The sequence below is a fragment of the Paenibacillus mesophilus genome, from assembly GCF_005938385.1.
GTDB classification, from domain to species: domain Bacteria; phylum Bacillota; class Bacilli; order Paenibacillales; family NBRC-103111; genus Paenibacillus_AB; species Paenibacillus_AB mesophilus.
The window spans coordinates 232,973-255,495 of record NZ_VCRA01000006.1 but is presented as its reverse complement, the minus strand read 5'-3'; the positions used below and the strand labels follow the sequence as shown (position 1 = coordinate 255,495).

The following is a 22,523-nucleotide window of genomic DNA, read 5'->3' as shown; positions in this document are numbered from 1 at the left end:
TAAATGCTGGAAAGTAGACAAAGAAGTGAATTCCTGAAGGAATTTCTTGAAGAAATAGAAGAGAGGGCAGCAAAAACAGGCGTTTATCTTGTGCCTTTTCTTGAAAAAATGCTATTGTTTATGGAACGAGACGTCGAACCTGATATTCTAATTCCTCCATTTATAGATACACATAAGAAAATCGCTGTCAATGCATATTCGTTTGATGAGAGCCAGCGTGTTCTTGACTTGTATGTTGCAAATTATAACTTTGACCAAAATGAGCACGATTTACTTTCGATAAATATGACAATGCTGACTGATTTGGCCAACCAGGCAAAACGGTTTATTACGAATGCTAAAACATTAGCTCAAACAATTGATCATTCCCTTCAAGCTCGAGAATTGGCTGTACTCATATCCGAAAACATTAGTGATATTGATGAAGTGAATATATTTGTTTTAACCAATTTGTTCTATAATGCAAATAAACCAATTGAGCTATCGTTTCCTGGAATCGAAACGGTAAATGTTCAGGTTTGGGATATAGATCGTATTCTTCAAATGATTTTGGTTGAGCAAGGAATTCAGACAATTCATATTGATTTTGCAAATGAATTAGGACAGACATTTGAAATGATGTATGTTCCTAATTCTCAACAGGAAGGAACCAAGAATTATTTTTCATGTTATGTAGGTTTTATACCTGCTGAGCTGCTTGCGAAAGCATACGATCAATGGGGATCTAAACTCGTTGAGCGGAATGTCAGATCCTTTCTGCAGGCGAAAGGTGGTACCAATAAGGGGATTTTGAAGACACTAAAAGATCCAAATGAGCGGCGAATGTTTGTCAGCTACAATAATGGTATCTCTAGTGTAGCTCGTGCGGGGGATATCGAGAAAATAAATGAAAACATTAATCTTTTCCGAATTCAAGGATTGACGGGCTGGCAAATTGTTAACGGTGGCCAAACGACTGCATCCATCCACCAGGCTTATAAGAGTGGAGTCGATTTAACGGATGTGTATGTTCAGGCCAAATTAACAATTCTACATGTTGAAGCAAATCAAGAAAAAGATCAGCTGCTTCTTGAAGATGAGATGGTATCAAATATTTCAAAGTATGCGAACACACAGAATAAAATAAATAACTCTGACTTGCTAGCCAACTCTAGGTTTATGTCTGACTTAGAGAAGTTTTCTAGGGATACATGGATACCGACTAACGATGGACGTAAAGCAGAGAGCAAATGGTACTTTGAACGCGCGAGAGGTCAATATGCAGTTGATTTGAATAGACGTAAGCGTGGTAAGGAACAGAATGAATTTAAGAAGCAGTACCCAAGTGAAAAGGTGATTACCAAAGTTGACTTAGCTAAACATTTTATGTCATGCGAAGGTTTTCCACACATATCAAGTAAAGGTGGAGAAGAGGCCTTTAAGCGGTTTATGGAGCAAAACAAGCAGTATTGGAAATACGATAAGGATGAAAACGATGAGCTCATTCCATTGAGTGAAGTTACAATCGAAGTCTTTCAAAAACTAATAGCAAGAACGATTATTAATTTGCAAGTTACTAATATTGTGGAGTCGATGCAACTGCAAGGATATAGAGCAAATGTAATTTATTATACTGTGGCTATGCTTCATCATATTTATGGAAAAAGGATAGAGCTGCTGGATGTATGGAATGGACAAGCGCTGTCTGATAAATGGGATGAAGTAATACGGATTGTTGCAGATAAGGCGTTATTCTTCCTCCGTGACTCTGCGGGGGATCGAAATGTAACCCAATGGGCTAAGCAGGAAGCGTGCTGGGTGCAGTTCAAAGATGAATATACGAAGCAGCTGAGTAATATCATCTGATTCGGAATCAATAAAACACTCAGTACCAAGAAATGAACTGGTATTGAGTGTTTTATTGATTATTAAGGTCGAATTTTTACTCAAAAATTATGTATGTTACTAATATGGGTAAGAATAGATTATAATACGACAAACATAAAAATGGTGATTAAAGTGAGTGAAGATTCTTTCTTTTGGAAGGAGTTGCTGGCATGGTATTCTGAGAATGGCCGTCATCACTTTCCTTGGCGAAATACGAAGGATCCTTATAGTATATTATTGGCAGAGTTTCTGCTTCAGCAGACACACGTACGTAAAGTTGAGGAAGTGTATGAACAGCTGCTACGTAAATATCCTGATTTAAGCGAACTAGCAAGGGCAAATATTAAAACAGTGGAAGAAATCATTGCTCCTATAGGGCTAAGATACCGTGCAGAAAGACTAATAAAAACAGCTGAGATAATTTGCAGTCAGCATGACGGTAAAGTTCCGAATGATTACAACGAGTTAAGGAAGCTTCCTGGAATAGGTGATTATATTGCAAATGCTGTCCTCTGCTATGCATTTGACCAGCCGGTTGTTCCAATCGATACGAATGTTATTCGGCTCTTTACAAGATATTTTGGCTATACATCAAAGAATCCTAGACCTCGAATGGACAAAGAGTTAGCCTCTAAAATTAGGGCCCACTTTGAGGGAATGGAGAGCACGCGAGCGGCTAATTTCGCAGTGCTCGATTTTGCAGGTGCAGTGTGTACTGCTAATAAACCAAAGCATTTACAATGCCCACTCTCTAGAAACTGTATAGATTTTCACCACAAAGAATAATTTTTGAAGGTGGCAATACTTTTTAGTCTTTCTAAATATCTTATATTTCATTATTTAGAGTTTTTGTTTAGGTTATCTTCGATTTTGTCTAGTCTTTCATCAACCGATTTTTCTTTTTCAATGGTTGTAATTCTGCTGTCTATCTGCTCAATCTTCTTTTGCAGTTCATCCGCATTCTTAAGATAATCCAAGATTAGACTAGTCAAAAAGGTTGCAGCAATAGTTAACACTGCTATTATTATAGGGATTTTAAAGTTAGCTTTTGTTATTTCTGCATTAATCATGTCTCTTGTTTTATTTTCAAAGTCCATAAAGGTACTAGCTAAACGGGGCAAGGAGTCATTTACAGTTTTCGGGATATTATTACCATTTAATGAAACTGTCTCTTCTTTGCCAAATGATTCCGTTTCACCTGAAAGCTTAAATAAAAGTAAAGTTGAAATTAATTGGCTTTTTCTAATTGTTATATTTTCTTTACCAAGGTTTATAACTGTATAATGAAGTCTGCCTTCAAATCCTGGGTCAATATGACCAATGTTAACAATTAATAGTCCCTTCAATGAATCTCTGGCTGGAGCATAACATACCCCACCAATATATTTAGGTAATTGTAATAATTCTTCGGTCCTTACTAATAAAGAAGCACCAGGTTTTACAATAACTTCATCGGTGTTTGGATTAGCTTTTCCCCCTAAGGAAGTGTCTGCTGTACCTGGGATATACATTTCACCAACATGAAGATCGACCGAGCAAGATTGAATGCTTGAATCCCTACTGTAAGGTTTATTAACATCTTCATTTATCGTTTTACCCTGAACACAATTGGTTTCTTTTATTAATTGTTTTAACTCAGAGTGATTTAAAAAGCTCATATGGTAATTTCTTCCTTCACTAAAGGATATCAAGCAATGTTCTAAAATTATCGATACTATAATCTACAATTTCCTCTAGCTCTTTATGAGGTGTAAAACCTACTGATATAGGGGCGGATTTCACAATCTCTATATCATTTTTTCCATCTCCTACAAAAATCCACTCCTGTTCATTCAACCCGTATTCTTTTAACATAAGTTTAACAAAATGGACTTTTCCCAAGAAATCACTAGGTAGTAAATTATAAAATTGTAGTTCTCCATTATCACTAAAAAAGTACTGACATGCAGTAAATGAATGCTTAATGTTTAGATCTATTTGAGCACGTTGTGCAAGTTCTTGGAAGCCTCCAGAGATTAATATGGGCGTGTACTTGTTTCGATCTAAACAATGAAAGAACTCTTTTACCCCATTATTATATTCAGCTGAATTAATTATTTTGCTGAATACCGATCTGGATAATTTGTGCTTCTTATGTATAACTACAGTTTCTTCCATCCACTCGAAGTAGTTCTTGTACAGCCCCCTCTCCCATTTTAGATGAGTATTGATTTCTTCTTGAATTGCGCTAGCTCCAAGTGAATAAGCAAGTGATTGCCATATAGTGGAATCCAGTTTCGTTCCTGGAAGTCTGATTTTTGTTTTGAAAATCGTTCCTTCTACATCGAAAACCAATAATTTCATAGTCCCTCCTAGTTACTACAGTATACTAGAATTAATCCTTCTACAATAATATCATAATTAACGAAATCATATATGTCGCCCTTAAAGTATTCTGTGAATCTCAATTCAAGGAGATAAGGCCGATCAATTCATCATACCTTGAACAAGGGGTGGAGTATGAGGTGAAAGTGTTACTTGGAATAGTGCGTGCTGAGTAGGATTGTTACGAATAAAGATGTTGTATTCCCAAAAGGATGTGATGTCAATTCAAGAACTAGATATGGCGCAATTATGTAACGATAGATTATTAAGCATAATTTGTTGACGCCTTGTTGACGAACACCGTCAACAAGCAATAAAACTCAAACAAAACAAACAATGCGCAATGGTTAAAAGCCTTGTAAATCAAGTGTTTTAACCAACTAACACAGAATCCAAACAACTCCCACATGTTCCCGCATACGGTGCATGTCTAGTCGTCATAGGCCAGAATATGTTTGAAGCTAATATATAAATCTGTTTTCAAGTTAACATTTGCACTCTAGAATGGGATGAGGGATCGAAATTTTTTTGGGGTAAAGACGCAGTCGAACTGGTTTTTGCGATAGTGTAAGGAGCAAAGCGCCTACTCTTTAGCGCGTAATTGTGGCGCTACTTGAAAACGTGTCGAACTACTGGAGCTAACTTGTCTAATTGATCCTGTGAAAGCTATTAATCAGAATCTTTTATTTTCTTAAGCTCATCTTCAACCATCTTCAAAAGTTCAGATGTTCTTATGCCCAGAGCTTCAGCTAATGCTATCAGCGAACTGAGTGTAGGCTGATTGATACCTCTTTCAAGCATCGAAATATAAGATCTGTCCAAATTAGCGCGAAAAGCTAATTCTTCCTGACTCACTCCGTGCTCCGTGCGGAGTGATTTTAATACTTTTCCAAATATGGCTTCGGGTTTCAAAGAGTACGCCCCTTTTCCCTCCTGAATAAGAGGTGTCGATAAAAAATCAATAGAGTATATTCCACAAAATAGTTCCTACTTATTGGAATTTGTGATAATATGATGATAGGAATTCGAAATTATTCCAGCCTTCTTAATACCAAATAGTTTACTTGGTATCAATTCTTCCTAACAAGTAGTCAATCGTAACATCAAACAATTCCGCAAGTTTGACCACTGTTTTTAGATCAGGTTCGTTAATATTATTCTCGTATTGGGAGATGGTTGACTTAGCTACATTAAGTTTATCGGCCAATTGTTTTTGGGTCATTTTGCGGGCTTTTCTTAATTGGCGTAATTGGACTCCGATCAATTGAATCAGTCCTTCATTAGACGTACTTCATTCGTATTTTCTCAATTGTACACGGAAAATGAACTTTTGGCAGTTTTTTATCATTAAAAGTTCACGAATCATGAATTTTTGAAAATAAGTGGAATTACTTTAGTGGATTTTCTAATTGTGAAAAGTCCATTAATCATGAATTTTTAGGGGGGAGACTACATTGAACGATCGCCTTCGCAAAGCCCGACGAGCTAAAGGATTGACGCAGGAAGCAATGGCAAAACTGCTAGGTTATCAGTCGAAAAGCGGGTATTCCATGATCGAGACCGGGAGGAATCGGCCACCTTTGCCTATTGCTTTGCAAATTGCCAAAATTGTTGGACGGGAGATCGAGGAGTTATTTCCTCCGAACGATATCCATTCTTTCTAAATTCAGCTTATTAATCCGTAAAGGAGCATTCCTATGAACATTACCTGGATTCTCCCGGACCACACGATCCGGGAAACGATTACAAAGCACATCGACAAGCTGCTGTTCACTCTCGAAGTTGTTGACTCGGTATCTCTGGAGGGGAGTTCCTATCGAGTGGTAAAGAAGGAATTGACAGTGGAAGAGGAACGTTGTGTCGTGACGATCTCCCTAGCTCATCAGATGCCGGAATCCGATGTGACCGTTTCTTCCTGCAACTTCTAGGCTAGATAAACCTTTCACCTCCTAAACTTTCATAAGGTTAACCATCCTTTCCATGAAGGAGCCACATCCTAATATGCCAATCCCTACAGAAGTGCCGCTGGCCGTCGTAGTCGTGATGGCGGTCGCCAATCTAATATTGTGCACGTATCTGGAAAAGCGACTTCGCCGCAATATCCGATTGGGGATTATTGAGGAGCGTCGTTATTCGCCGCGTCAGCTTGAAGAGTTTCGCCGGATACGGGAAGAGATGAAGGCGAAGGAACGAAAAGAATAGAGGGCAAATATAGCAGAAATGACCTATAATGTATCTTGAAAGTAACAGAGCCTATATAGCAGAAGAAAAATAACATACCGGGAATGTGATAAGGATATGGTTAAAGCAGTCGATCAAACCTCCTAAAACGAAAAACGGAATCATTTTAGGAGGGTATAAATATGAATTTTAATCCGATTGTCATGGATAGCTGGAGTAGAAAACCTTATTTCGAACATTATTTAGACCGTGTCAGATGCACCTACAGCATGACGGCAAACCTAGACATTACCCTGCTGCTGGCAGAACTTAAGAGTAAGGGGATTAAGCTGTACCCGGCTCTAATCCACATGATAACTACAGTGGTAAACGGCCATCGTGAATTTCGCACATGTTTTGATGCTGAGGGCAGGTTGGGCTATTGGGACAGTTTGTCCCCCAGCTTTACCATTTTCCATGATGAGGATAAGACGTTTTCCAGCATCTGGACTTTGTACAGCGAGGAATTCAATGAATTCTATAGTCGTTATCTGGACGATATGGAGAAGTACGGTAGGGTAAAAGAATTTGCCGCTAAACCTAACGAGCCGCCAAATACCTTCCCTATTTCCAGCATTCCGTGGGTCAGCTTCACGGGCTTTAATCTGAACATTTATAATGAGGGGACCTATTTGCTGCCCATCTTTACGATAGGGAAATATGTTCGGCAAGACGACAAAATCCTGCTGCCTTTATCGGGACAGTTCCACCATGCCGTTTGTGACGGCTATCATGCAGGCGTGTTGTATAATGAGCTGCAAATACGGGCGGATAGCTGTAAGGAATGGTTGCCGAACGAATAATGAAATCCCATTCCGATAACGGAATGCGATAACTTGACCACCAACAAGGGCCGCCGATTCATCGACGGCCTATTGTCCATGTTCAGAGTGAATGAAGCAGCACCCGATAGTCTATCTCTACTTGCCGCTCCTAATGAAATGCTCAATGGCATCAAACGGCAGATGGTCAGTAAGGATGCGGCTGTAATGGGCGGTCCGCAGTATACCGGTCTCGTCGATAAGGAACTCTGCCGGAATGCGATGGAAGTTGGAGCCTTCCTCCGGCGTTAATGGAAATCCGGCGGCTTCGGCTTCAGCTATGGCCGCTTTTAGATCGGGATCGGATAATGTAGCTTGTACTTTGTCTTCGGATGTTTCGACACCATACAAATCGTATATAGCCGTTGCGGGATCGGCAATGAGCGGGAACGGGGCGTTCTGTTTGCCTACATGAGCGGATAAGTTCTTCTCGGGCGATTCGAACACCGCGATGATCTCTAATCCTTGAAGCTGCCACTCCGGGTAACGTTGAATGAATTGATGGACTCGCAGGTTGCATAACGCACAAGCGGAGAAACGGAAGAAGGCGAGAAGTACTTTGCGCCCCCGGTAATTCTCGAGTGAAACGGACTTGCCGTTATGGTCGATGGCTTGAAACAATGGGGCGGGGTCACCCGATTGAAGTTGTTGAATCATATGAAGCTCCTCCCAAGTCATAAATACTAGGCATTTGGCCTGTATCTTTACCTTAGCAGGAGTCCTTGCTATCGTTCTGTGACCTAGTCACCGAGCAGCGTCTCCAGTTCTCTTCGTTGAAGAATCTGCACCCGCCCTCTAACCGCCTCTATCCAGCCTTTCCTTTGGAACCGCTGCAGCACGCGAGATACGACTTCCCGGGCAGATCCGATCTGGGCGGCAAGCTCCTGGTGTGTGACTTGGAACAAAGGTTGTTCCTCCGATGTGACTCGCAAAAGCGCCTTTGCCAGTCGAGCTTCCACGGGCACGGTCTGTCTGGCACCCAACCGTTCGCTCATACGGAGCGTACCATCGAGCAAGCCGCCAAACACCGCGTGACGGATGGACTCGTGGTCTTGGACCCAGCGGAGGAAGCTGTTTTTGGACACGAACAGCGCTTCGACATCCGTTTCCGCTATAATCGAGCCGGGATAATCGCGTCCGCTTAGTCCGCTTAGCAGCATAAGAGAACAGACCTCGCCGGCGGATAGTACGTTAAGGACGGATTCGCTTCCGTTCTCCCCGATCAGGGTAATTAGAGCGGTTCCGCGAAGCAAGAACATGGCGTAGAGCGAGGCGTCTTCTTTTTGGAATATGCGAGTTTTGGCAGGGAACTGTTGGATCGTGGTTCGAGCTCCTTCCCATTCAGCAGTGGGGACAGCTCTTAGGAAGGGGAATACGTCCAGCAGATGCGAATGTTGAAGGTTTCCTGTCATGTTTTGTACTCCATGAGTCGATCATTAAAGTGTTCTCAGCCAAACCTTTCATAAATTCATCATATCATTGAAAATCGGAACAGGCTACCGTGATCAGGAACGGATCAACCCAACAAGCACTCTTAAACTTGCCTTGATGTATAAAAATAACGATTTTCCCGAATTGATGTATATAACTTTAAATTGACAACGATTTCATGAGGCAATATGATGAGTTTGAGGTAGTTATATTTGGAAAATTGCCAATTGATGTATATAAATACGATATTATATACATCAGAGGAGGGGTGAGTCATTCATAAAAACAGACCGTCCAAAGAACGGTACCACGAACAGCTGAACGAGCTGACGGCGACTCTCCGTCATGAGATTGTGGAAGGCGTGTATCCGCCGGAGTCGTATTTGCCTTCTGAAATCGTCTTGTCGAAACGGTTCTCGCTCAGCAACAAATCGCTTCGCAAAGGACTGGAAGTACTGGAGAAGGAGGGATACATCCGTAAAATCCCGCGTGTCGGCAACCAGATCGTTCCGCTGCGACCGCGAGCGGTCATCCGCTTCGGCTGCAGTCAGACGATTATGCGCGATCTGAGGATGGAGGATTTGATTGACGAGTTCCATCTTCTGCATCCGCACATTCGTGTAGAAGTCGTTCCCTACACCAGCGTTATTCCGGAAATAACCGTAGGGGGCGGACCGTTGGATGTGTTGAGCGCCAACGTGTATCAATTTCTGGAGATCGGTAGACAAGGCCTAACCGCTCAACTCGAGGTGCTGCCGGAACCCAAGGACACGCATCCGTTCCTGCTGGAGCCGTTCCGGCATGAGGGGAAGCTGCTCGTGCAGCCGCTTGGATTCGCTCCAATCGTGTTGTGCTACAACAAGGCGCACTTCGCTGAGTCCGACGTTCCGGAGCCGGACGGGAGCTGGAGTTGGGACGAGCTGATCATGCACGCCACGGCCTTGTCGAACGGAGCCGGTCGCTATGGTTTCGGCTTCCATGCCATGTCGGAGAACCGCTGGCCGATCTTTATGCTGCAGAGCGGCGGCCGGGACGAGTGGGAGGCGCCGTGGGACAGCGATTCGCTTCGCCGCAAGCTCATGAAGAACATGAAGATTTGCAAAGACATTCTCCATAATCGGGCGATGTCTCCACTCTATTTGTCGGAGGACGACAAAGAAATTACGAAGCTGTTCGTGGATGGCAAATTATCCATGATTTTGACCAACTACGCCCAAATGAACGATTTTCTTAACGCCGACCTGGAATATGACGTTTCGCCCGTTCCTACCCAGCATGATCCTGCCACACTGCTCATTACGATCGGTGCCTGTATAAGCAAGGACTCCCCGCATAAGGAAGAAGCCCATCGCTTTCTGCGGTTTATGGCTTCCCGGCATGCGCAGGAGCTGATTCAGTCCGGTACGCTCACGGTTCCGAGCTATCGTCCCTTATTGGCGAGCCCCGTCGCGAGCAGGGTGAAGAGACCGGGACGTTACAGCATGTTCCGGGAAATCATGTTTACGTTCCGTACCCACAAAGATTTGCAATTCTCGGATGCGCTGCGTCTCGAACTGCAGTATCTTCTGAAGGAATACTGGGCCAATCTGATCGGTGAAGAACAATTGTGCGATCAGATGTTCGAAGTCATTCGCGAAGACCGGAACCGTGACGGCAATCAGGTCGATGCAAGCAAAACCCTCCTCGAGGATCGGATCTAACATGAAGCTTCTCCGGGGGTGTCCCATGGAGCATGGCATTTAGGCAAAAATCGATAGCGGACGCTCCTTGCTTTGGAAAAATCCAAGTAAAGGTGATGTTGCGAATGGATACGGAAAAAAGCCAAGAAACGGTGCATGTCCAAGAACGAGAGATGGAGGTTTCATCGGCGAGAATGAGCCGCAGGGCGTTGCTGGCGACGGCAGGCCTCGGAGGGATGGCGGCAGCCTCGGGATTCTTGTTGAACTCCGGACTGGTTAGCGCCTCCAACGGAAAGGACTCTACGGTAACCAATGCCGTATACGGTAATGGGAAAAAAGCTTGCTGCGAGACGACAACAATCGAATCGCTGCGAAACGAAGCGAATCCGGATGCAAACCGTCCGTACTTCGTCAAGAATTCCGGCCGGGAAGGCATCTTCCTGTACGACCCGGCCGATACCTCGTCGGCGGATAACTCCGGTACCGTTCTCGTATCGCCTTCCGTCGGCGCCAGATTCAAGCGCATTTACGAAGGATCGTTGAATGTGAGATGGTTCGGTGCCAAAGGGGACGGGGTGACGGACGATACGGCGTCCATCCGGCTGGCGATCGAAGCGGGTCGCGGCGGCTCCGTCTATTTTCCGGAAGGCACTTATATCGTATCGACTGATGACAGCGTGACGCGGGCGGCATTTCTGCTGACTGCCGATCATTCCGGCACAACTCTGCATGGGGCGGGAATCGGGACCGTGATCAAGGCCGTTAACAATGGCATCCTCAAGTTCTTTTATCCGTTCAGGCTGACGACCGCCAAACGGATCACGGTGCGGGGGATCAAGTTCGACGGGAACGCCGACGCCAACTGGTTGACCGATCCGGAGGTTTCGCTGAACGCCCACCATCTGTTCTACTTTACTCCGCCTGCGGACCGGGAAGTCGACAACATTTCGTTCTCCGAATGCTTCTTCAGGGGCTCGTTCAACAGCGCGATTCAGAGCTATGGAAGCGCGGCGCATCCGTACCCGCATCCGATCAGCAGCCAGATTCGGATCGAGAACTGCCACTTCGAACAAACCGGCAATCACGGCGTGGGGATGAACGAATGGGTCGACAGCGTCGTGACGGGCTGCACGTTTTACGATCTGGGGATGAAGCCCGTACTCGCGAACGGTTTCGGCTCGGGCATGTGCGTGGACGTATCGGGAGGCTGCCATAACATCGTAGTGGCCAATAATGTGGGAGAACGGACCGGCATTGCCGCGTTCAAGGCGGAGACGCACGAAAAGCCGAACAATGGCGGCGACGTACCATCCTCGCATATCTTATTCGCCAACAACATCGTCCGCAATTTCAAACGGGAACCGAATCTCGGGACCCAGTACGCGATCCGGATGAACGGGATTCGGGTTACGGCGATCGGCAACCAGTTCGAGAACTATTACGGGAGGGGCGTGGACATCTCCGGTAAATCGTCTGAATGTTCAGTCATCGGCAATCTGTTCATAGCGAATGGCGCTACGATCGGCTCCGGAATCTATACCTCCTCCAATGGAGGACGGATGAAGTTTGCGAACAATGAACTGCACAATGCGAACGGCTCGGGCATCGAATGCTACGCGTCGAACGACCTCATCATTCAAGGGAACAAAGTCAGCGGCGCGAATTACTACGGGATCAGTATGACCCATTGTCAGCGGGCAATCATCGACGGCAACGAATGCCTGGATAACAAAATGACCGGTATTCTCGCATCGGGCAGCAGCAATCGGCTTAATATCGTCAACAATTTGTGCTGCGATACGAGAACGGGCGCGGCCAGAACGCAGCCGAACGGCATACGTGTGCTCGATACCGTCACGAATGTCGAGCTCACGCATAACCAAGCGTACAATCATACGTCGACGGATATTTTATTCGGAACGGCCCCGATCTCGGCTATCGAAAACGGGGTCAAGGCATGGTATTCGGACAGCTTGCCAACAACGGGCGCTTGGCGGGAAGGCGATAAAATCATGTGCATCCATCCGGGCTCGACCGGTTTCGTCGGCTGGGTGTGCACCTCGGCGGGAACGTATGGCGTCGTCAATCCGATATTCCAGCCGTTCGGCGCCCTATAGGGCAAACGAGCGCATTAGCTTATACCGCATAAGGAGAGATGCATGATGAAGTCCGTCGGACATGACGAGGCGACCTGGATCTGGTATCCGGGCGATTTTGAAATATGGCTGCACCGCGAGGTTGTTTTGCGCCGGGAGGAGCGGGGAAACGTATATCCGCCCTTCTATCGGGTCGATTCCCCGTATTGCGTCGTCAAATTCCAATGCATCTATGAGATCGTCGAAAAGGAAGAGCTGGCGTTGACGGTAGAGGGCCGCTACAATGTCATGATCGATGGCAGGATGGTGCCTTCGGGCGGCGGGAAGCTTATGCTGCCGAAAGGAAAGCACTCGCTGGTCATATCGGTTGTCAACGAGAGCGGCTTGCCGGCCTTGTTCACGAAAGGGAACACGATAGCCAGCAATACTAGTTGGAGAGTGACGAGCGGCAACTGGAACTGGATTGTTCCTGGCTGCGGGCAATTCCATTCGGCAGAGGAGCGTCCATCGGGATACCGGCTGCCGTCGGTGCGGAAGGAGCACTCGGAAGCGACAACACTTAACGACGGTACGCTGCTTGTCGACTTCGGCAAGGAAACATTCGGTTATGTGCAGCTTCACGGGCTGCAGGGAGAAGGCACGGTCATGCTGTATTACGGGGAGTCGCTGGAAGAGGCTCTGTCCGAAGCCAAATGCGATACGCTGGACCGGATCGAGGTCACGTCCGGAGCGTCGCCGGACTACACCCACGGCTTGTCCCGAGCATTCCGGTATGTACGCGTCATCCCCGACCCGGGCGTAACCGTCGGCGGCGTCTCGATGCTGTACGAATATTTGCCCGTGGAATACCGCGGTCAATTCCGCTGCTCGAATGAACGAATCAACCGCATCTGGGATGTTGCCGCCCATACGATGCATTTGACGACGCGGGAGTTTTTCCTTGACGGCATTAAGCGGGACCGATGGGTGTGGTCGGGGGACGCATCGCAAAGCTATCTCATCAATTATTACTCCTTCTTCGACGAAGCCGTCAATCGCCGGACGATGATAGCGCTGCGCGGCAAAGACCCGATCGAGACGCATCTGAATACGATTCTCGACTATTCCTTCTACTGGATCATCAGCTTGTATGACCATTACTGGTATACCGGCGATCTGGAATTTATCCGTTCCCTTTATCCGAAGATGCTGGATCTTATCGCTTTCTGCCGGTCGCGGGCCAATGAGAGAGGCATGGTGGAAGGGAAGCCGGGAGATTGGGTGTTCGTCGATTGGGCGGATATAAGCAAGGAGGGCGAGCTTAGCTTCCAGCAAGTCCTATTTGCACGAAGTCTGGAAGTGGCGGCGGAGTTCGCGCGGATGTTCGGGGACGATGCGACGGCGGAGGAATTGGGAGATCATGCGGCTGCGCTGCGGCGGGAACTGTTCGACACGTTCTGGGACGAGGAGCGGGGCGGGCTGTTGCATAACCGGATAAATGGCCGGCTGCAGCCGCATATGACGCGGTACGCCAACATGTTTGCGCTGCTGCTTGGTTTTCTGGATGCGGGACGTCAGCGATCGGTTGCGAGCAACGTGTTGATGAACGATCAAGTGCCCAAGATTGCCACGCCTTATATGCGCTTCTATGAGCTGGCCGCTTTATGCGAGATCGGAGAGCACGCTTACGTCGCATCCGAGATGGAGCGTTACTGGGGCGGTATGCTGGATCGGGGGGCAACCAGCTTCTGGGAAGTGTACGATCCCGAGGTTCAGGGCAGCGCCCAATACGCGATGTACGGCAGACCGTTCGGCAAAAGCCTGTGCCATGCTTGGGGAGCGGGCCCGATCTATTTGCTCGGCAAATATTTCATGGGCGTCAAGCCGCTCGAGGCCGGATATGCGCGCTTCCTGATCGAGCCGCATCTGGGCGGACTGGCGTGGTTCGAGGGCACCGTACCCGCCAACCGGGACAACATTCGCATCTATATGGACGAGACGAGGATCACCGTCCGGACCGGTGCAAGTCCGGGAATACTGCGGATCACGAGTCGAATAGTCCCGTCCTGTCCGACTGGTAATTTTCACGTAATCGGGCAGGATCGTTATGAGTTAGCGTTGGATAATCCCGATGCGGACTATGACATTACGTACGCGAATTCGGAGAGCGGCTCAACTGGAACCTGATAAGCAATAGAAAGAGAGGCGAAGCATGAAATCGAAGCTGTTATGGAGAAGTACCGTGGTGCTGGCGACCGGCCTGATGCTGGCGAGCTGCTCGGGAAGGACCGGGGACGGCGCCAAGCCGGCCGAACCGGCGGCATCGGGCAAGACGGAGGAGCCGAAGCAAGTAGACACGAAACCGGTCACCCTAAGGGTAAATAACTGGAATACCGCGTTCCAGCAGGCGGAGTTCGATGCTTATTTTGCCGAGCCGGTCCGCAAAAAATATCCGTTCATTACGCTGGAATATGTGGATTTTACGAAAGGCGCGGCGAACACGCTGGAAAATTTGATGGCGGCCGGAAATACTCCCGATATCGTCTTTACGGATCATCCGAATCTGGCCGGACTGCTTGATTACGATTTTCCTACTGACCTGAATGAGTATGTGCGCAGCTTCTCAGTCGATCTGAAGCAGATCGATTCCCAGGTGCTGGAGGGAGGCCGATCGATAGGAAGCAATGGGCAGTTGCTGGCGCTTCCGGTCTATTCGGATCGTATGATGTGGTTCTACAATAAAGATTCGTTCGATAAATTCGGTATCCCGTACCCGACGGACAATATGACATGGGATGACGCAATCGCACTGTTCAAACGGTTGTCCCGACAAGACGGAGGGATTCAGTATTCGGCTTTCCGCACGATCAATCTGTTGATGACCGGCAGCCAATGGGGGCTATCGCTGTTCGACCCGAAGTCGGGGAAGGCGTCGTTCCAAACCGACGACTGGAAAAAATCGCTCGCTTTGCTTCAGGAGATCAACAGCATACCGGGAAATACGAAGCTGACGAACGAGGATTTTTATCAGAAACAGACATTGGCCTCTTTGATGCAAAGCTTCAATATAATGGTCAATCTTCTGGACGGAGCGGAGCAGAAGGGTCAGAAAATAAACTGGGACGTTGCTTCCTTGCCGCAGTCCAAGGAGAAGCCCGGTATCGCCGGTGCGAACAAGCCTCTATACTTTATGGTGTCCAAGGCAAGCAAGCATAAGGAGCAGGCTTTCGCGGCGATCTCGCATTTGATGGGGTCCAAGGAAGTCCAAACGCACTTGTCGGCAAACGGAAAAATGCCGGTACTGCTTGATAAGGAAGTCCAACAAGCGTTCGGCACGAAGCTGCCCATCCTGAAAGGCCGTAACACGGCGGCGGTATTCAAGCATAAAATGGCCGACCTTCCGTATACGAACCGGTTCAATCGGCTCGCTCTTCTCGAAATCATCGGAGCAGGCAACAACGTTTTGAACGGAACGGCCGATATCAACACCGCGCTGCGTGATGCCGAGGAGAAGGCGAATAAAGCGATCGATGAGAAACGGAAATAATGCGCTCCGGATGATGGTATTGCATGTATAAACTAACGCAGGTATAATAAAACTAAAGAGGAGCCGTGCGTCAACACGACTCCCCGGCACAGTAGACCGCTTCAAAGGCGGTCGGCTTCGGTAATAGTCAAGGGAATAGACCGATCACCTGGTAGAGGGGCGGTCTATTTCTTTTGGTTAATCGCTACGACGATGGCGACAACTAGCGTCAGCAGCGCAATTAGAAGCGCACCAAAACTGATCATCAACGTCAAAGCATCCTTAACCGCCATAGGCATCCCTCCCTTCCTTAGAGAGGTAGCCGACCGCCCTTGCAAGCCGTTCTATGTGCTTGTCCTATTATAGCATAAATTGTAAGATTGAGGCAGATGCCGTCCGAGGTTGGGGCGGTTTCTTTTTTTATTCTATTGAATATTAATTCGTAATTATGCATAATGTTTCATAACCGTGCACCACGTTCCCGCAAAGGGACCAATCAATGCTTTTCCACAAACAAATCCATAAGAAAAGGTGATCAAATGCTTCTATCATGCGAATCCAACAATCTAGCAGACTATTTAGCCGAATCGGAAGAAGTTGACTATAATCACATCTCCATAAGAGATCAAGCATCGCAATTATACTCGTTGTCGTCGAACGAAGAAGACTTTGTGCGAAAAGCTTATGAATTTGTTCGCGATGAAATCTCTCATTCCTGGGACATCCAGAGCTCTCGAATTACTTGCAAAGCATCGGAAGTGCTCTTCTACGGAGAAGGGATTTGTTACGCCAAGTCCAATCTGTTGTACAGCCTATTAAGAAGCAAAGGGATTCCGGCCGGCTTTTGTTACCAGCGGCTCACGATAGGCGATACGCCGGATACGGGGTACTGCATACATGCTTTGAGTGCTGTTTATTTGAAGTCCATAGCCGGCTGGATTCGTCTGGATGCGCGTGGGAATAAGGCCGGTATCGATGCCCAATTTTCTACTGGTGATGAAAGGTTGGCGTTTCCGGTACGACAGGCATACGACGAAGTGGATTATCCCGTAATCTACACCCGGCCCAATCCCAAAACGATAGAAACGTTAAAACGAAATACGGACTGCAAACAGATGTATCTTCATGGTTTGCCGGACAGCCTATAACGGACTAGTTATCGGTTTAAACGGTCTCTTGATATAAAACCGGGCCGCGTCGATCAAGGATTGGCCTCTTGGGTTGGACAGGACGCTCTTGACGGTGATACGGGTCAAAAACCGCGGGTCGTCGTCCTGAGGGGCGACCTGGAAGGCGAAGCGATCGCCGTCGAAAGGAACCTCGCGGATTTCCACCGTTTCATAGCCGCCTCCATAAATTTCCTTCTCGACTACGACGGTCAGGGATGAGCCGACGCGAACGCTCGCTTTTCCGCTGAATTGGACTTCCGACTCGTTCGTTTCCACGTATCCTTGTACCGGCTCGTCGAAGTGGAGGCGGCTTAATTTCCCGGAGCTGAACGGTTCCGGATAGCCGATGACCGGCTCTACCGTTTGTATTGACCAGGGAAACCCGAGCAGCCCCTTGTACAAAATTCGCTCGCCCACTTTCAGATAGACGTCGTAAGAGGTACGTGGCGAAGGCTCGAAGCTGGTCCGAAACCGATATTTGGACAACCCGCTTCGCCCGCCGTCCTGGTAGGTGCCCGACTGTCCTTCCAAGCTTGCGGACGTTATCGTGGCACTATGATTTCCCCTGTACCTTACGAGTAGCTGCGGCATCTCGCGGGCTTGAAGAGGCAAATAGCCGACCGCGCCGAGGTCGTAATAGTAGTTGCGGTAGTCGTCCGGCAAGCCATAGTCGTCGACGATATAGTCGATATAGCGGATCTGGAGCTTGCGCGTCTCGGGATTCCACTCCGATTCATAGCCGAACAGCCGTTTCAGATCCCGTTCGTCGATGAGCACATCGTCGGCCGAATTGGAAGGAGCCGCGTTCACTTCCACGTACCCGATTCCGCCGCCGATCCATCGGAGGGCTACCCGCATTTCTGCACTGGCCTGGTAGGGGAAAAGCTCCACGCCGTAAGAACCGTTCTCGAAACAAATCGCTCTCGGCTTCACCGACACGGAGCGGTACCCTAGTGCTTGAGCCATAAAAGCGAGCGAGATCATCGGCCGGCCGTTCACGATCGTTCCGATCGTTTGCCCGTTATAGGTGATCGTCTCGCTGCCGAAGGCGATGTCTTTCAGCTCGATTTCTTGACCTGTATGGATGACGAGCGGGACGTTCTCCACGGTCGAAGTACCGGGCGATGGATTGTCTGCGGCGGTAAAGGTGACCTTTCTGGCCTGCTCGTCCCACGTGACGCTTCCCTGATCCTGTAAATCTTTCAGCAAAATGGCGGTTTGTCCATCAATGTTGTAGGAAGTAATCGGCTTGTCGGCGTAATAGGCCCGAATGTCCGTATACCGCACTTCTTTCCGTTTCGTACCCACCTGAGGCGCGGGAGTGGGGGGAACCTCCGGTGCATCCATCGTTTTGCCCGGACGATGGGTAATAGTTACTTTGCGTTCGGACGGCCTCCAGACGACATCGAATCCATACTGGCGGAGATCGGCGGCGATAATGGCCGTGTGACCGTCAACGTTCAGCGAACGGATCGCTTTTCCTTGTACGAAAGCTTGGATATCGGTATCTAACACCTCCCCTACGTCGTCGCCGATCTTATACCCCGACTTTACTTCAGCGGCAATGGGCGCGGTTTCGGCCGCCGTCAACGGCATCGTAAGCGATCCGGCCATGCAAACGGCGAGTGATGCGATTGCTCCTATTTTGCCCATACGTTTCATCGATTTATAACTCCCTTACTATTGAGTTCCATACTTTAATGGACGCAGCCTAAAACCGAAAGTTCCTATATTAAGTAAAAATAGGGATAAAGCTCTACACTCGAATCAGCTTGAATAAGACCCCAATATAGGTGCGAGTCGTAACATAGCCGTCGCCTTCTATTTTGATTTCATGAATCGAGAACATTCCGTATGATTTGCCTCTAAAATAAGAGTAGCTCAAGCCGTCCGAGTTCGAGGCGGTTTCTTTTTTGTGCATCCACTTGTCGACGTCGGAACGGCTGGGGTTCGTGAGGAAGAGAAAGGTTAGCAGAATGGCGACGGTGGTCATAAACCCCCATTTGGTTTCGAAGAAGCTTTGTCTTCTCATAGCGTCCTCCGTGTATTCTTGGATATATCCAGTATATGTATGTCCTTCTGAACGCAGAAGAGGCTTCGGATAAGCTGTTGCAAGGAGGAGTGTTATGCCGGAAGAGCAGACTCTAGCAATTGCTTCTCCGATAGATTGCTAGTACAATTTACCATAAGTGGATGCACCTTCATTGGGGAGGCGAAGCAATTGAAGCATGAACGATTCGAAACGATTGACGTGGAAAAGCTGAACATCGTCGACAAGGACGGTACGATTAAAATGACTTTGTTTAACCGGGACCACATTCCTCCAGCCATGATGGATGGCGAGGATATTTTACCCGGACATCGCAAAGATTGGCCGATCTCTGGCATTATGTTCTATAACGGCGAGGGCGACGAATGCGGCGGTCTGATATTCGGGAGTGAGAAGAAGGAGAACGGGGAATACACGTCATCCGCTGCGCTTACTTTCGACCAGTACAAGCAGGATGAAGTGGTGACGATGTCTTACGACAATCAGAACGGCGTATCGACCTACGGGTTTAAAATCAAAGACCGCCCGAAAACTCCGCTTCCCGAGCAAATCAAGAGATTGCAGCAGATTCGCGAGTCCGACATGGATGAGGCTGCCAAGCAGAAAGAAATTCAAGCGTTGTGGGAAGGAAGTACGCAGCGGGCTTACATGGGGAAAAATGAGAAAGGTGAGGTGCTCGTCTGCCTGATGGACAAAAAAGGCAAGCCGCGGCTCCGCATGCTGGTGGACGAACATGACAATCCGCGGATGGAGTTTCTGGACGGGCAAGGGAATGTGCTGTATAAGCTGCCTCCGGAGGTGTAGGCGGGCGGGTTCGGGCGTGGATGAACCTGATATGAACGGAAAAAGAAAGGTTCTAGCCATCGACCGATGACCAGAACCTTATTCTTTTCCTAACAATCAATTTAACTTTATGTTCAATAATTCCGCTTTCTTCAAATCGAATTCTTCTTGCGTCAATACGCCCATGTCGAGCAATTGCTTGAATTTGAGCAATTCATCCGCGACGCTGAATCCTTTATTTACTGGTGCTACGTTTTCTTCCTCGTCCAGATCGTCTTCTATCTCGATTACTTCCGCCTCGACATCGATCACTGCTTTTTGAACTGCTGCATAATCTTTCTCGAAATCTTCCGCGGTGTAATTATGAACCGATTCGTACAACGTTTTCTTTAGACGGTTGCCCATAGGCTTCATCGTAAAATAGGTTAGGCCGCCCGATACGACACCTCCCACGAAAGGAACTACCTTGGAAACCCCTTGCGCAAACGTCTTCTTGGTCACCTTGATGCCTACGGTGGCGGCAATTTTTTTGATAATCGGGTAATAAACGGTTTTCGTTAACGCCGCTTGGGGCAGCTTCTTGAGCATTTGCTGGGAAACCTTGGCCGAAACGACTTTCAACGCGGAGGCCGAGCCGCTTACGCCGAACATAACTCCCAAGAATAGCGTCAGCTCTCCTTTTACCCGTTCCATATCGATTTCGTTGCCTTCCCATAAATCCTTGTAGCCGAACAAATACGCCATTTCCTGAGCAATACGCAAGGAGACGCCGAAAAATTGCAGCGTATCCGCCGGAATCGTCGCGGCCATGGCGAATCCGCCCGGCAATCCGGCGAGGAAGGAAGCAAGAGTGCTTTGTATCGTTCGTTTGCCTACTAGCGATTCCGCTATTTTATCGATAAGGGCGAGGTTTACTCCGGCTTCGATCGGACCTTTCTCTATGACCGAGCGCAGCTTCTCGGGCTCTACATATGCCGCAAAAGATTGCGATAAAAAGTCTTTTCGATTTACCCGTACTCCAGGTACTTTTAGAACATTGACTAGTATGGTATCCAGCGAAGTATTGGATTGTACTGCATCACTCATGGGTATAATCCTCCTCAGTATGTGCGGATAGAATGCGCTGACAGTTAGCGATAGCTCTATTGGGCCCTGTAAATACCGACCATTTCCTCAAGCGTTCGCTTCATTTCCTCCCGCAGATGATCCGGTTTCAACACTTCCACGAATTGCGCCTGGCTCAGCAGCCACATTGTAATCCCTCTGCCGAACACTTTGGCTTCCACAATCGCGGCTCCATCGTTATTTTTCGTCACGGTTGCATTGGGCAGGCGATCCAGCACCGCTTCCAAAGAAGCTCCCCAGAATCGAAATTTCACATCCATCAGATGTCCGGTCTGCATGAACTGCACTTGCTTGCGGAACTCGCCTTCCTGGAATCGGTTGTGATCCGGGATATAGAAATGCCGGTCCGTCACTTGATAGTTTTGAATCCGATCCAGCCGGTATATGGCGGGATATTGTTTATCCGCTCCATGAATGAAGGCGATCAAGTAAAAGTAATATTCCGAGAACATGATTCCGAGCGGCTCGACTTGACGTTGAATCGCGGCTTCGTCCCCAACGCGCAAATATGTAATTTCCGCAATACGGCGCTCTTTGACCGCATAGCTAAGGTCCCACATGATTCGAAACAACGGTTGGCCATGACTCACCGGACGATAGTGGAATCTCTCGTTCCGCAGCATTTCGGTTATATGCTTGCGCTGATCGGCAGCCCCGAAACCTACCAGCTTATCTAAAACTTTCTTCATTTCCTCCGATGGGAATGCCCGGCTCTCCAGAATCACTTTGGCGAGAACGAGTATCTCTTCGTTAGACAAATATTTCTCATGCTGCTTGGACAGGAGGTACCCTCGTTTCTTCTCGTCATACCGGATAGCGTTGTATTCATCATCTTTATAGAGAAGCTGGAAAAATTCGCGCAAATCCTCGATATCCCGTTGTACCGCTTTCTCGCTGACTTGCAGCTCTTCGGCAAGTTCTTTTTTGCGAATACATTCGCCCGAGGAAAGCTTCTCGAATAAATGCAGCATTCGCACCGTTTTCGACTGTTCCGATAATTTCGGTATTTCGAATTCACCTCCTCCCGTTCGGCTGCCTTCACAATAGTAGCAATACGGCATAGACAATATGTGTCTAACCGTGAAAATATAGGCGGGACTTTAGAAATGCTCCATTTTTACTATTCGACATGCCCCGACATATTCCTACCCCGTTTCATGCAAGGACAAATTGTGTACAAGGACCTCGGGTACGATAGCCTTACATTTCGGGAAAGGAGCAGGCGGGTTTGGAGGTTTACTATTAATTTATAAAAAAAGGAGAATCACGGCTTTGAAAAAAATTACGGTCCTTCTAGCCACCATTCTTTTGAACGTGTTCCTGTATGCGGGAACGTCGGCCGCAGCCAATGAGCTCAAACTGCAAGTGAACGGGGAACTCGTCTTTCCAGTACGGCATTCCGTTCATCGATAAC

General features: G+C 47.7%; 24 protein-coding genes. 13 read left to right on the top strand and 11 right to left on the bottom strand.

Features of this window, described 5'->3' with window-relative positions; genetic code table 11:
• Nucleotides 1-3 precede the first annotated feature (3 nt).
• Both FE783_RS13670 and FE783_RS13665 read left to right on the top strand, forming a co-directional pair.
• Entirely contained in the window at nt 4-1,845 is a 1,842-nt protein-coding gene (locus FE783_RS13670) for an AIPR family protein (protein ID WP_138879921.1), read from the top strand.
• A 141-nt stretch (nt 1,846-1,986) separates the two neighbouring features.
• Nucleotides 1,987-2,652: an HhH-GPD family protein gene (locus FE783_RS13665; protein ID WP_158301792.1), complete on the top strand. Its 666-nt coding sequence runs from the start codon at nt 1,987-1,989 to the stop codon at nt 2,650-2,652.
• A gap of 50 nt (nt 2,653-2,702) precedes the next feature.
• Here the strand turns inward: FE783_RS13665 and FE783_RS13660 are convergent, their stop codons facing one another.
• The 4 genes from FE783_RS13660 to FE783_RS13645 all read right to left on the bottom strand — a co-directional run bounded on the left by FE783_RS13660 (nt 2,703) and on the right by FE783_RS13645 (nt 5,494).
• On the bottom strand, nt 2,703-3,524 hold the full coding sequence (locus tag FE783_RS13660) for a dCTP deaminase domain-containing protein (protein ID WP_138879919.1): 822 nt from the start codon (nt 3,522-3,524) through the stop codon (nt 2,703-2,705).
• A 19-nt stretch (nt 3,525-3,543) separates the two neighbouring features.
• The gene (locus FE783_RS13655) at nt 3,544-4,209 is read right to left on the bottom strand and encodes an HAD family hydrolase (RefSeq protein WP_138879918.1); all 666 of its coding nucleotides are present in this window, start codon (nt 4,207-4,209) and stop codon (nt 3,544-3,546) included.
• Nucleotides 4,210-4,899: 690 nt separating this feature from the next.
• Nucleotides 4,900-5,142, bottom strand: coding sequence for a helix-turn-helix domain-containing protein (locus FE783_RS13650; protein ID WP_138879917.1), 243 nt, complete (start codon nt 5,140-5,142; stop codon nt 4,900-4,902).
• Nucleotides 5,143-5,290: 148 nt separating this feature from the next.
• Nucleotides 5,291-5,494: a helix-turn-helix domain-containing protein gene (locus tag FE783_RS13645; protein ID WP_138879916.1), complete on the bottom strand. Its 204-nt coding sequence runs from the start codon at nt 5,492-5,494 to the stop codon at nt 5,291-5,293.
• A gap of 190 nt (nt 5,495-5,684) precedes the next feature.
• On the opposite strand from FE783_RS13645, the gene FE783_RS13640 reads away from it, so the two are divergent.
• The 4 genes from FE783_RS13640 (at nt 5,685) to catA (ending at nt 7,253) form a co-directional block, all read left to right on the top strand.
• Complete coding sequence (locus tag FE783_RS13640) at nt 5,685-5,894, top strand: helix-turn-helix transcriptional regulator (protein ID WP_158301791.1); 210 nt, start codon at nt 5,685-5,687, stop codon at nt 5,892-5,894.
• 33 nt (nt 5,895-5,927) lie between these two features.
• The gene (locus FE783_RS13635; RefSeq protein ID WP_138879914.1) at nt 5,928-6,158 is read left to right on the top strand and encodes a hypothetical protein; all 231 of its coding nucleotides are present in this window, start codon (nt 5,928-5,930) and stop codon (nt 6,156-6,158) included.
• A 73-nt stretch (nt 6,159-6,231) separates the two neighbouring features.
• Nucleotides 6,232-6,432, top strand: a complete 201-nt coding sequence (locus tag FE783_RS13630; RefSeq protein WP_138879913.1) for a hypothetical protein — start codon at nt 6,232-6,234, stop codon at nt 6,430-6,432.
• Between the two features lie 161 nt (nt 6,433-6,593).
• Nucleotides 6,594-7,253 carry a type A chloramphenicol O-acetyltransferase gene (gene catA / locus FE783_RS13625; RefSeq protein WP_138879912.1) on the top strand — a complete coding sequence of 220 codons (660 nt, stop codon included), beginning with the start codon at nt 6,594-6,596 and terminating at the stop codon, nt 7,251-7,253.
• 117 nt (nt 7,254-7,370) lie between these two features.
• On the opposite strand, the gene FE783_RS13620 is transcribed toward catA, so the two are convergent.
• Entirely contained in the window at nt 7,371-7,928 is a 558-nt protein-coding gene (locus FE783_RS13620; protein ID WP_158301790.1) for a peroxiredoxin family protein, read from the bottom strand.
• An 83-nt stretch (nt 7,929-8,011) separates the two neighbouring features.
• Nucleotides 8,012-8,683, bottom strand: a complete 672-nt coding sequence (locus tag FE783_RS13615) for a Crp/Fnr family transcriptional regulator (protein WP_138879910.1) — start codon at nt 8,681-8,683, stop codon at nt 8,012-8,014.
• A 294-nt stretch (nt 8,684-8,977) separates the two neighbouring features.
• On the opposite strand from FE783_RS13615, the gene FE783_RS13610 reads away from it, so the two are divergent.
• The 4 genes from FE783_RS13610 (at nt 8,978) to FE783_RS13595 (ending at nt 16,003) form a co-directional block, all read left to right on the top strand.
• Nucleotides 8,978-10,402: an extracellular solute-binding protein gene (locus FE783_RS13610; RefSeq protein WP_338015851.1), complete on the top strand. Its 1,425-nt coding sequence runs from the start codon at nt 8,978-8,980 to the stop codon at nt 10,400-10,402.
• Nucleotides 10,403-10,506: 104 nt separating this feature from the next.
• Nucleotides 10,507-12,498: a right-handed parallel beta-helix repeat-containing protein gene (locus FE783_RS13605; RefSeq protein ID WP_158301788.1), complete on the top strand. Its 1,992-nt coding sequence runs from the start codon at nt 10,507-10,509 to the stop codon at nt 12,496-12,498.
• 42 nt (nt 12,499-12,540) lie between these two features.
• Complete coding sequence (locus FE783_RS13600; RefSeq protein WP_202916185.1) at nt 12,541-14,643, top strand: alpha-L-rhamnosidase-related protein; 2,103 nt, start codon at nt 12,541-12,543, stop codon at nt 14,641-14,643.
• A gap of 25 nt (nt 14,644-14,668) precedes the next feature.
• Complete coding sequence (locus FE783_RS13595; RefSeq protein WP_138879907.1) at nt 14,669-16,003, top strand: ABC transporter substrate-binding protein; 1,335 nt, start codon at nt 14,669-14,671, stop codon at nt 16,001-16,003.
• A 164-nt stretch (nt 16,004-16,167) separates the two neighbouring features.
• Here FE783_RS13595 and FE783_RS13590 read toward each other — a convergent pair whose 3' ends face one another.
• Nucleotides 16,168-16,275 carry a putative holin-like toxin gene (locus FE783_RS13590; protein WP_238403052.1) on the bottom strand — a complete coding sequence of 36 codons (108 nt, stop codon included), beginning with the start codon at nt 16,273-16,275 and terminating at the stop codon, nt 16,168-16,170.
• Nucleotides 16,276-16,521: 246 nt separating this feature from the next.
• On the opposite strand from FE783_RS13590, the gene FE783_RS13585 reads away from it, so the two are divergent.
• Nucleotides 16,522-17,130: a transglutaminase-like domain-containing protein gene (locus tag FE783_RS13585; protein WP_138879905.1), complete on the top strand. Its 609-nt coding sequence runs from the start codon at nt 16,522-16,524 to the stop codon at nt 17,128-17,130.
• On the opposite strand, the gene FE783_RS13580 is transcribed toward FE783_RS13585, so the two are convergent.
• Nucleotides 17,125-18,813, bottom strand: coding sequence for a hypothetical protein (locus FE783_RS13580; protein ID WP_138879904.1), 1,689 nt, complete (start codon nt 18,811-18,813; stop codon nt 17,125-17,127). The two genes, FE783_RS13585 and FE783_RS13580, sit on opposite strands and share 6 nt — an antisense overlap.
• 94 nt (nt 18,814-18,907) lie before the next feature.
• A complete protein-coding gene (locus tag FE783_RS13575) occupies nt 18,908-19,183 on the bottom strand; it encodes a hypothetical protein (RefSeq protein WP_138879903.1) in 276 nt (91 codons plus the stop codon).
• Between the two features lie 189 nt (nt 19,184-19,372).
• On the opposite strand from FE783_RS13575, the gene FE783_RS13570 reads away from it, so the two are divergent.
• The gene (locus FE783_RS13570; RefSeq protein WP_138879902.1) at nt 19,373-20,005 is read left to right on the top strand and encodes a hypothetical protein; all 633 of its coding nucleotides are present in this window, start codon (nt 19,373-19,375) and stop codon (nt 20,003-20,005) included.
• Nucleotides 20,006-20,101: 96 nt separating this feature from the next.
• On the opposite strand, the gene FE783_RS13565 is transcribed toward FE783_RS13570, so the two are convergent.
• Together FE783_RS13565 and FE783_RS13560 are read right to left on the bottom strand one after the other, a co-directional pair.
• Nucleotides 20,102-21,070 carry an SHOCT domain-containing protein gene (locus tag FE783_RS13565; RefSeq protein ID WP_138879901.1) on the bottom strand — a complete coding sequence of 323 codons (969 nt, stop codon included), beginning with the start codon at nt 21,068-21,070 and terminating at the stop codon, nt 20,102-20,104.
• Between the two features lie 56 nt (nt 21,071-21,126).
• A complete protein-coding gene (locus FE783_RS13560) occupies nt 21,127-22,080 on the bottom strand; it encodes a helix-turn-helix transcriptional regulator (protein ID WP_238403051.1) in 954 nt (317 codons plus the stop codon).
• A gap of 301 nt (nt 22,081-22,381) precedes the next feature.
• Here FE783_RS13560 and FE783_RS37550 point away from each other — a divergent pair, with 301 nt between their 5' ends.
• The gene (locus FE783_RS37550) at nt 22,382-22,522 is read left to right on the top strand and encodes a hypothetical protein (RefSeq protein WP_158301787.1); all 141 of its coding nucleotides are present in this window, start codon (nt 22,382-22,384) and stop codon (nt 22,520-22,522) included.
• Nucleotide 22,523 lies beyond the last annotated feature (1 nt).

Excerpts from the sequence above, each read along its gene's own strand:
- FE783_RS13670 (WP_138879921.1), top strand. The coding sequence starts at position 4 with ATGCTGGAAAGTAGACAAAGAAGTGAATTCCTGAAGGAATTTCTTGAA.
- FE783_RS13665 (WP_158301792.1), top strand. The coding sequence starts at position 1,987 with ATGGTGATTAAAGTGAGTGAAGATTCTTTCTTTTGGAAGGAGTTGCTG.
- FE783_RS13660 (WP_138879919.1), bottom strand. The coding sequence starts at position 3,524 with ATGAGCTTTTTAAATCACTCTGAGTTAAAACAATTAATAAAAGAAACC.
- FE783_RS13655 (WP_138879918.1), bottom strand. The coding sequence starts at position 4,209 with ATGAAATTATTGGTTTTCGATGTAGAAGGAACGATTTTCAAAACAAAA.
- FE783_RS13635 (WP_138879914.1), top strand. The coding sequence starts at position 5,928 with ATGAACATTACCTGGATTCTCCCGGACCACACGATCCGGGAAACGATT.
- FE783_RS13630 (WP_138879913.1), top strand. The coding sequence starts at position 6,232 with ATGCCAATCCCTACAGAAGTGCCGCTGGCCGTCGTAGTCGTGATGGCG.
- catA (WP_138879912.1), top strand. The coding sequence starts at position 6,594 with ATGAATTTTAATCCGATTGTCATGGATAGCTGGAGTAGAAAACCTTAT.
- FE783_RS13620 (WP_158301790.1), bottom strand. The coding sequence starts at position 7,928 with ATGATTCAACAACTTCAATCGGGTGACCCCGCCCCATTGTTTCAAGCC.
- FE783_RS13615 (WP_138879910.1), bottom strand. The coding sequence starts at position 8,683 with ATGACAGGAAACCTTCAACATTCGCATCTGCTGGACGTATTCCCCTTC.
- FE783_RS13605 (WP_158301788.1), top strand. The coding sequence starts at position 10,507 with ATGGATACGGAAAAAAGCCAAGAAACGGTGCATGTCCAAGAACGAGAG.
- FE783_RS13600 (WP_202916185.1), top strand. The coding sequence starts at position 12,541 with ATGATGAAGTCCGTCGGACATGACGAGGCGACCTGGATCTGGTATCCG.
- FE783_RS13595 (WP_138879907.1), top strand. The coding sequence starts at position 14,669 with ATGAAATCGAAGCTGTTATGGAGAAGTACCGTGGTGCTGGCGACCGGC.
- FE783_RS13590 (WP_238403052.1), bottom strand. The coding sequence starts at position 16,275 with ATGGCGGTTAAGGATGCTTTGACGTTGATGATCAGTTTTGGTGCGCTT.
- FE783_RS13585 (WP_138879905.1), top strand. The coding sequence starts at position 16,522 with ATGCTTCTATCATGCGAATCCAACAATCTAGCAGACTATTTAGCCGAA.
- FE783_RS13580 (WP_138879904.1), bottom strand. The coding sequence starts at position 18,813 with ATGAAACGTATGGGCAAAATAGGAGCAATCGCATCACTCGCCGTTTGC.
- FE783_RS13575 (WP_138879903.1), bottom strand. The coding sequence starts at position 19,183 with ATGAGAAGACAAAGCTTCTTCGAAACCAAATGGGGGTTTATGACCACC.
- FE783_RS13565 (WP_138879901.1), bottom strand. The coding sequence starts at position 21,070 with ATGAGTGATGCAGTACAATCCAATACTTCGCTGGATACCATACTAGTC.
- FE783_RS13560 (WP_238403051.1), bottom strand. The coding sequence starts at position 22,080 with ATGCTGCATTTATTCGAGAAGCTTTCCTCGGGCGAATGTATTCGCAAA.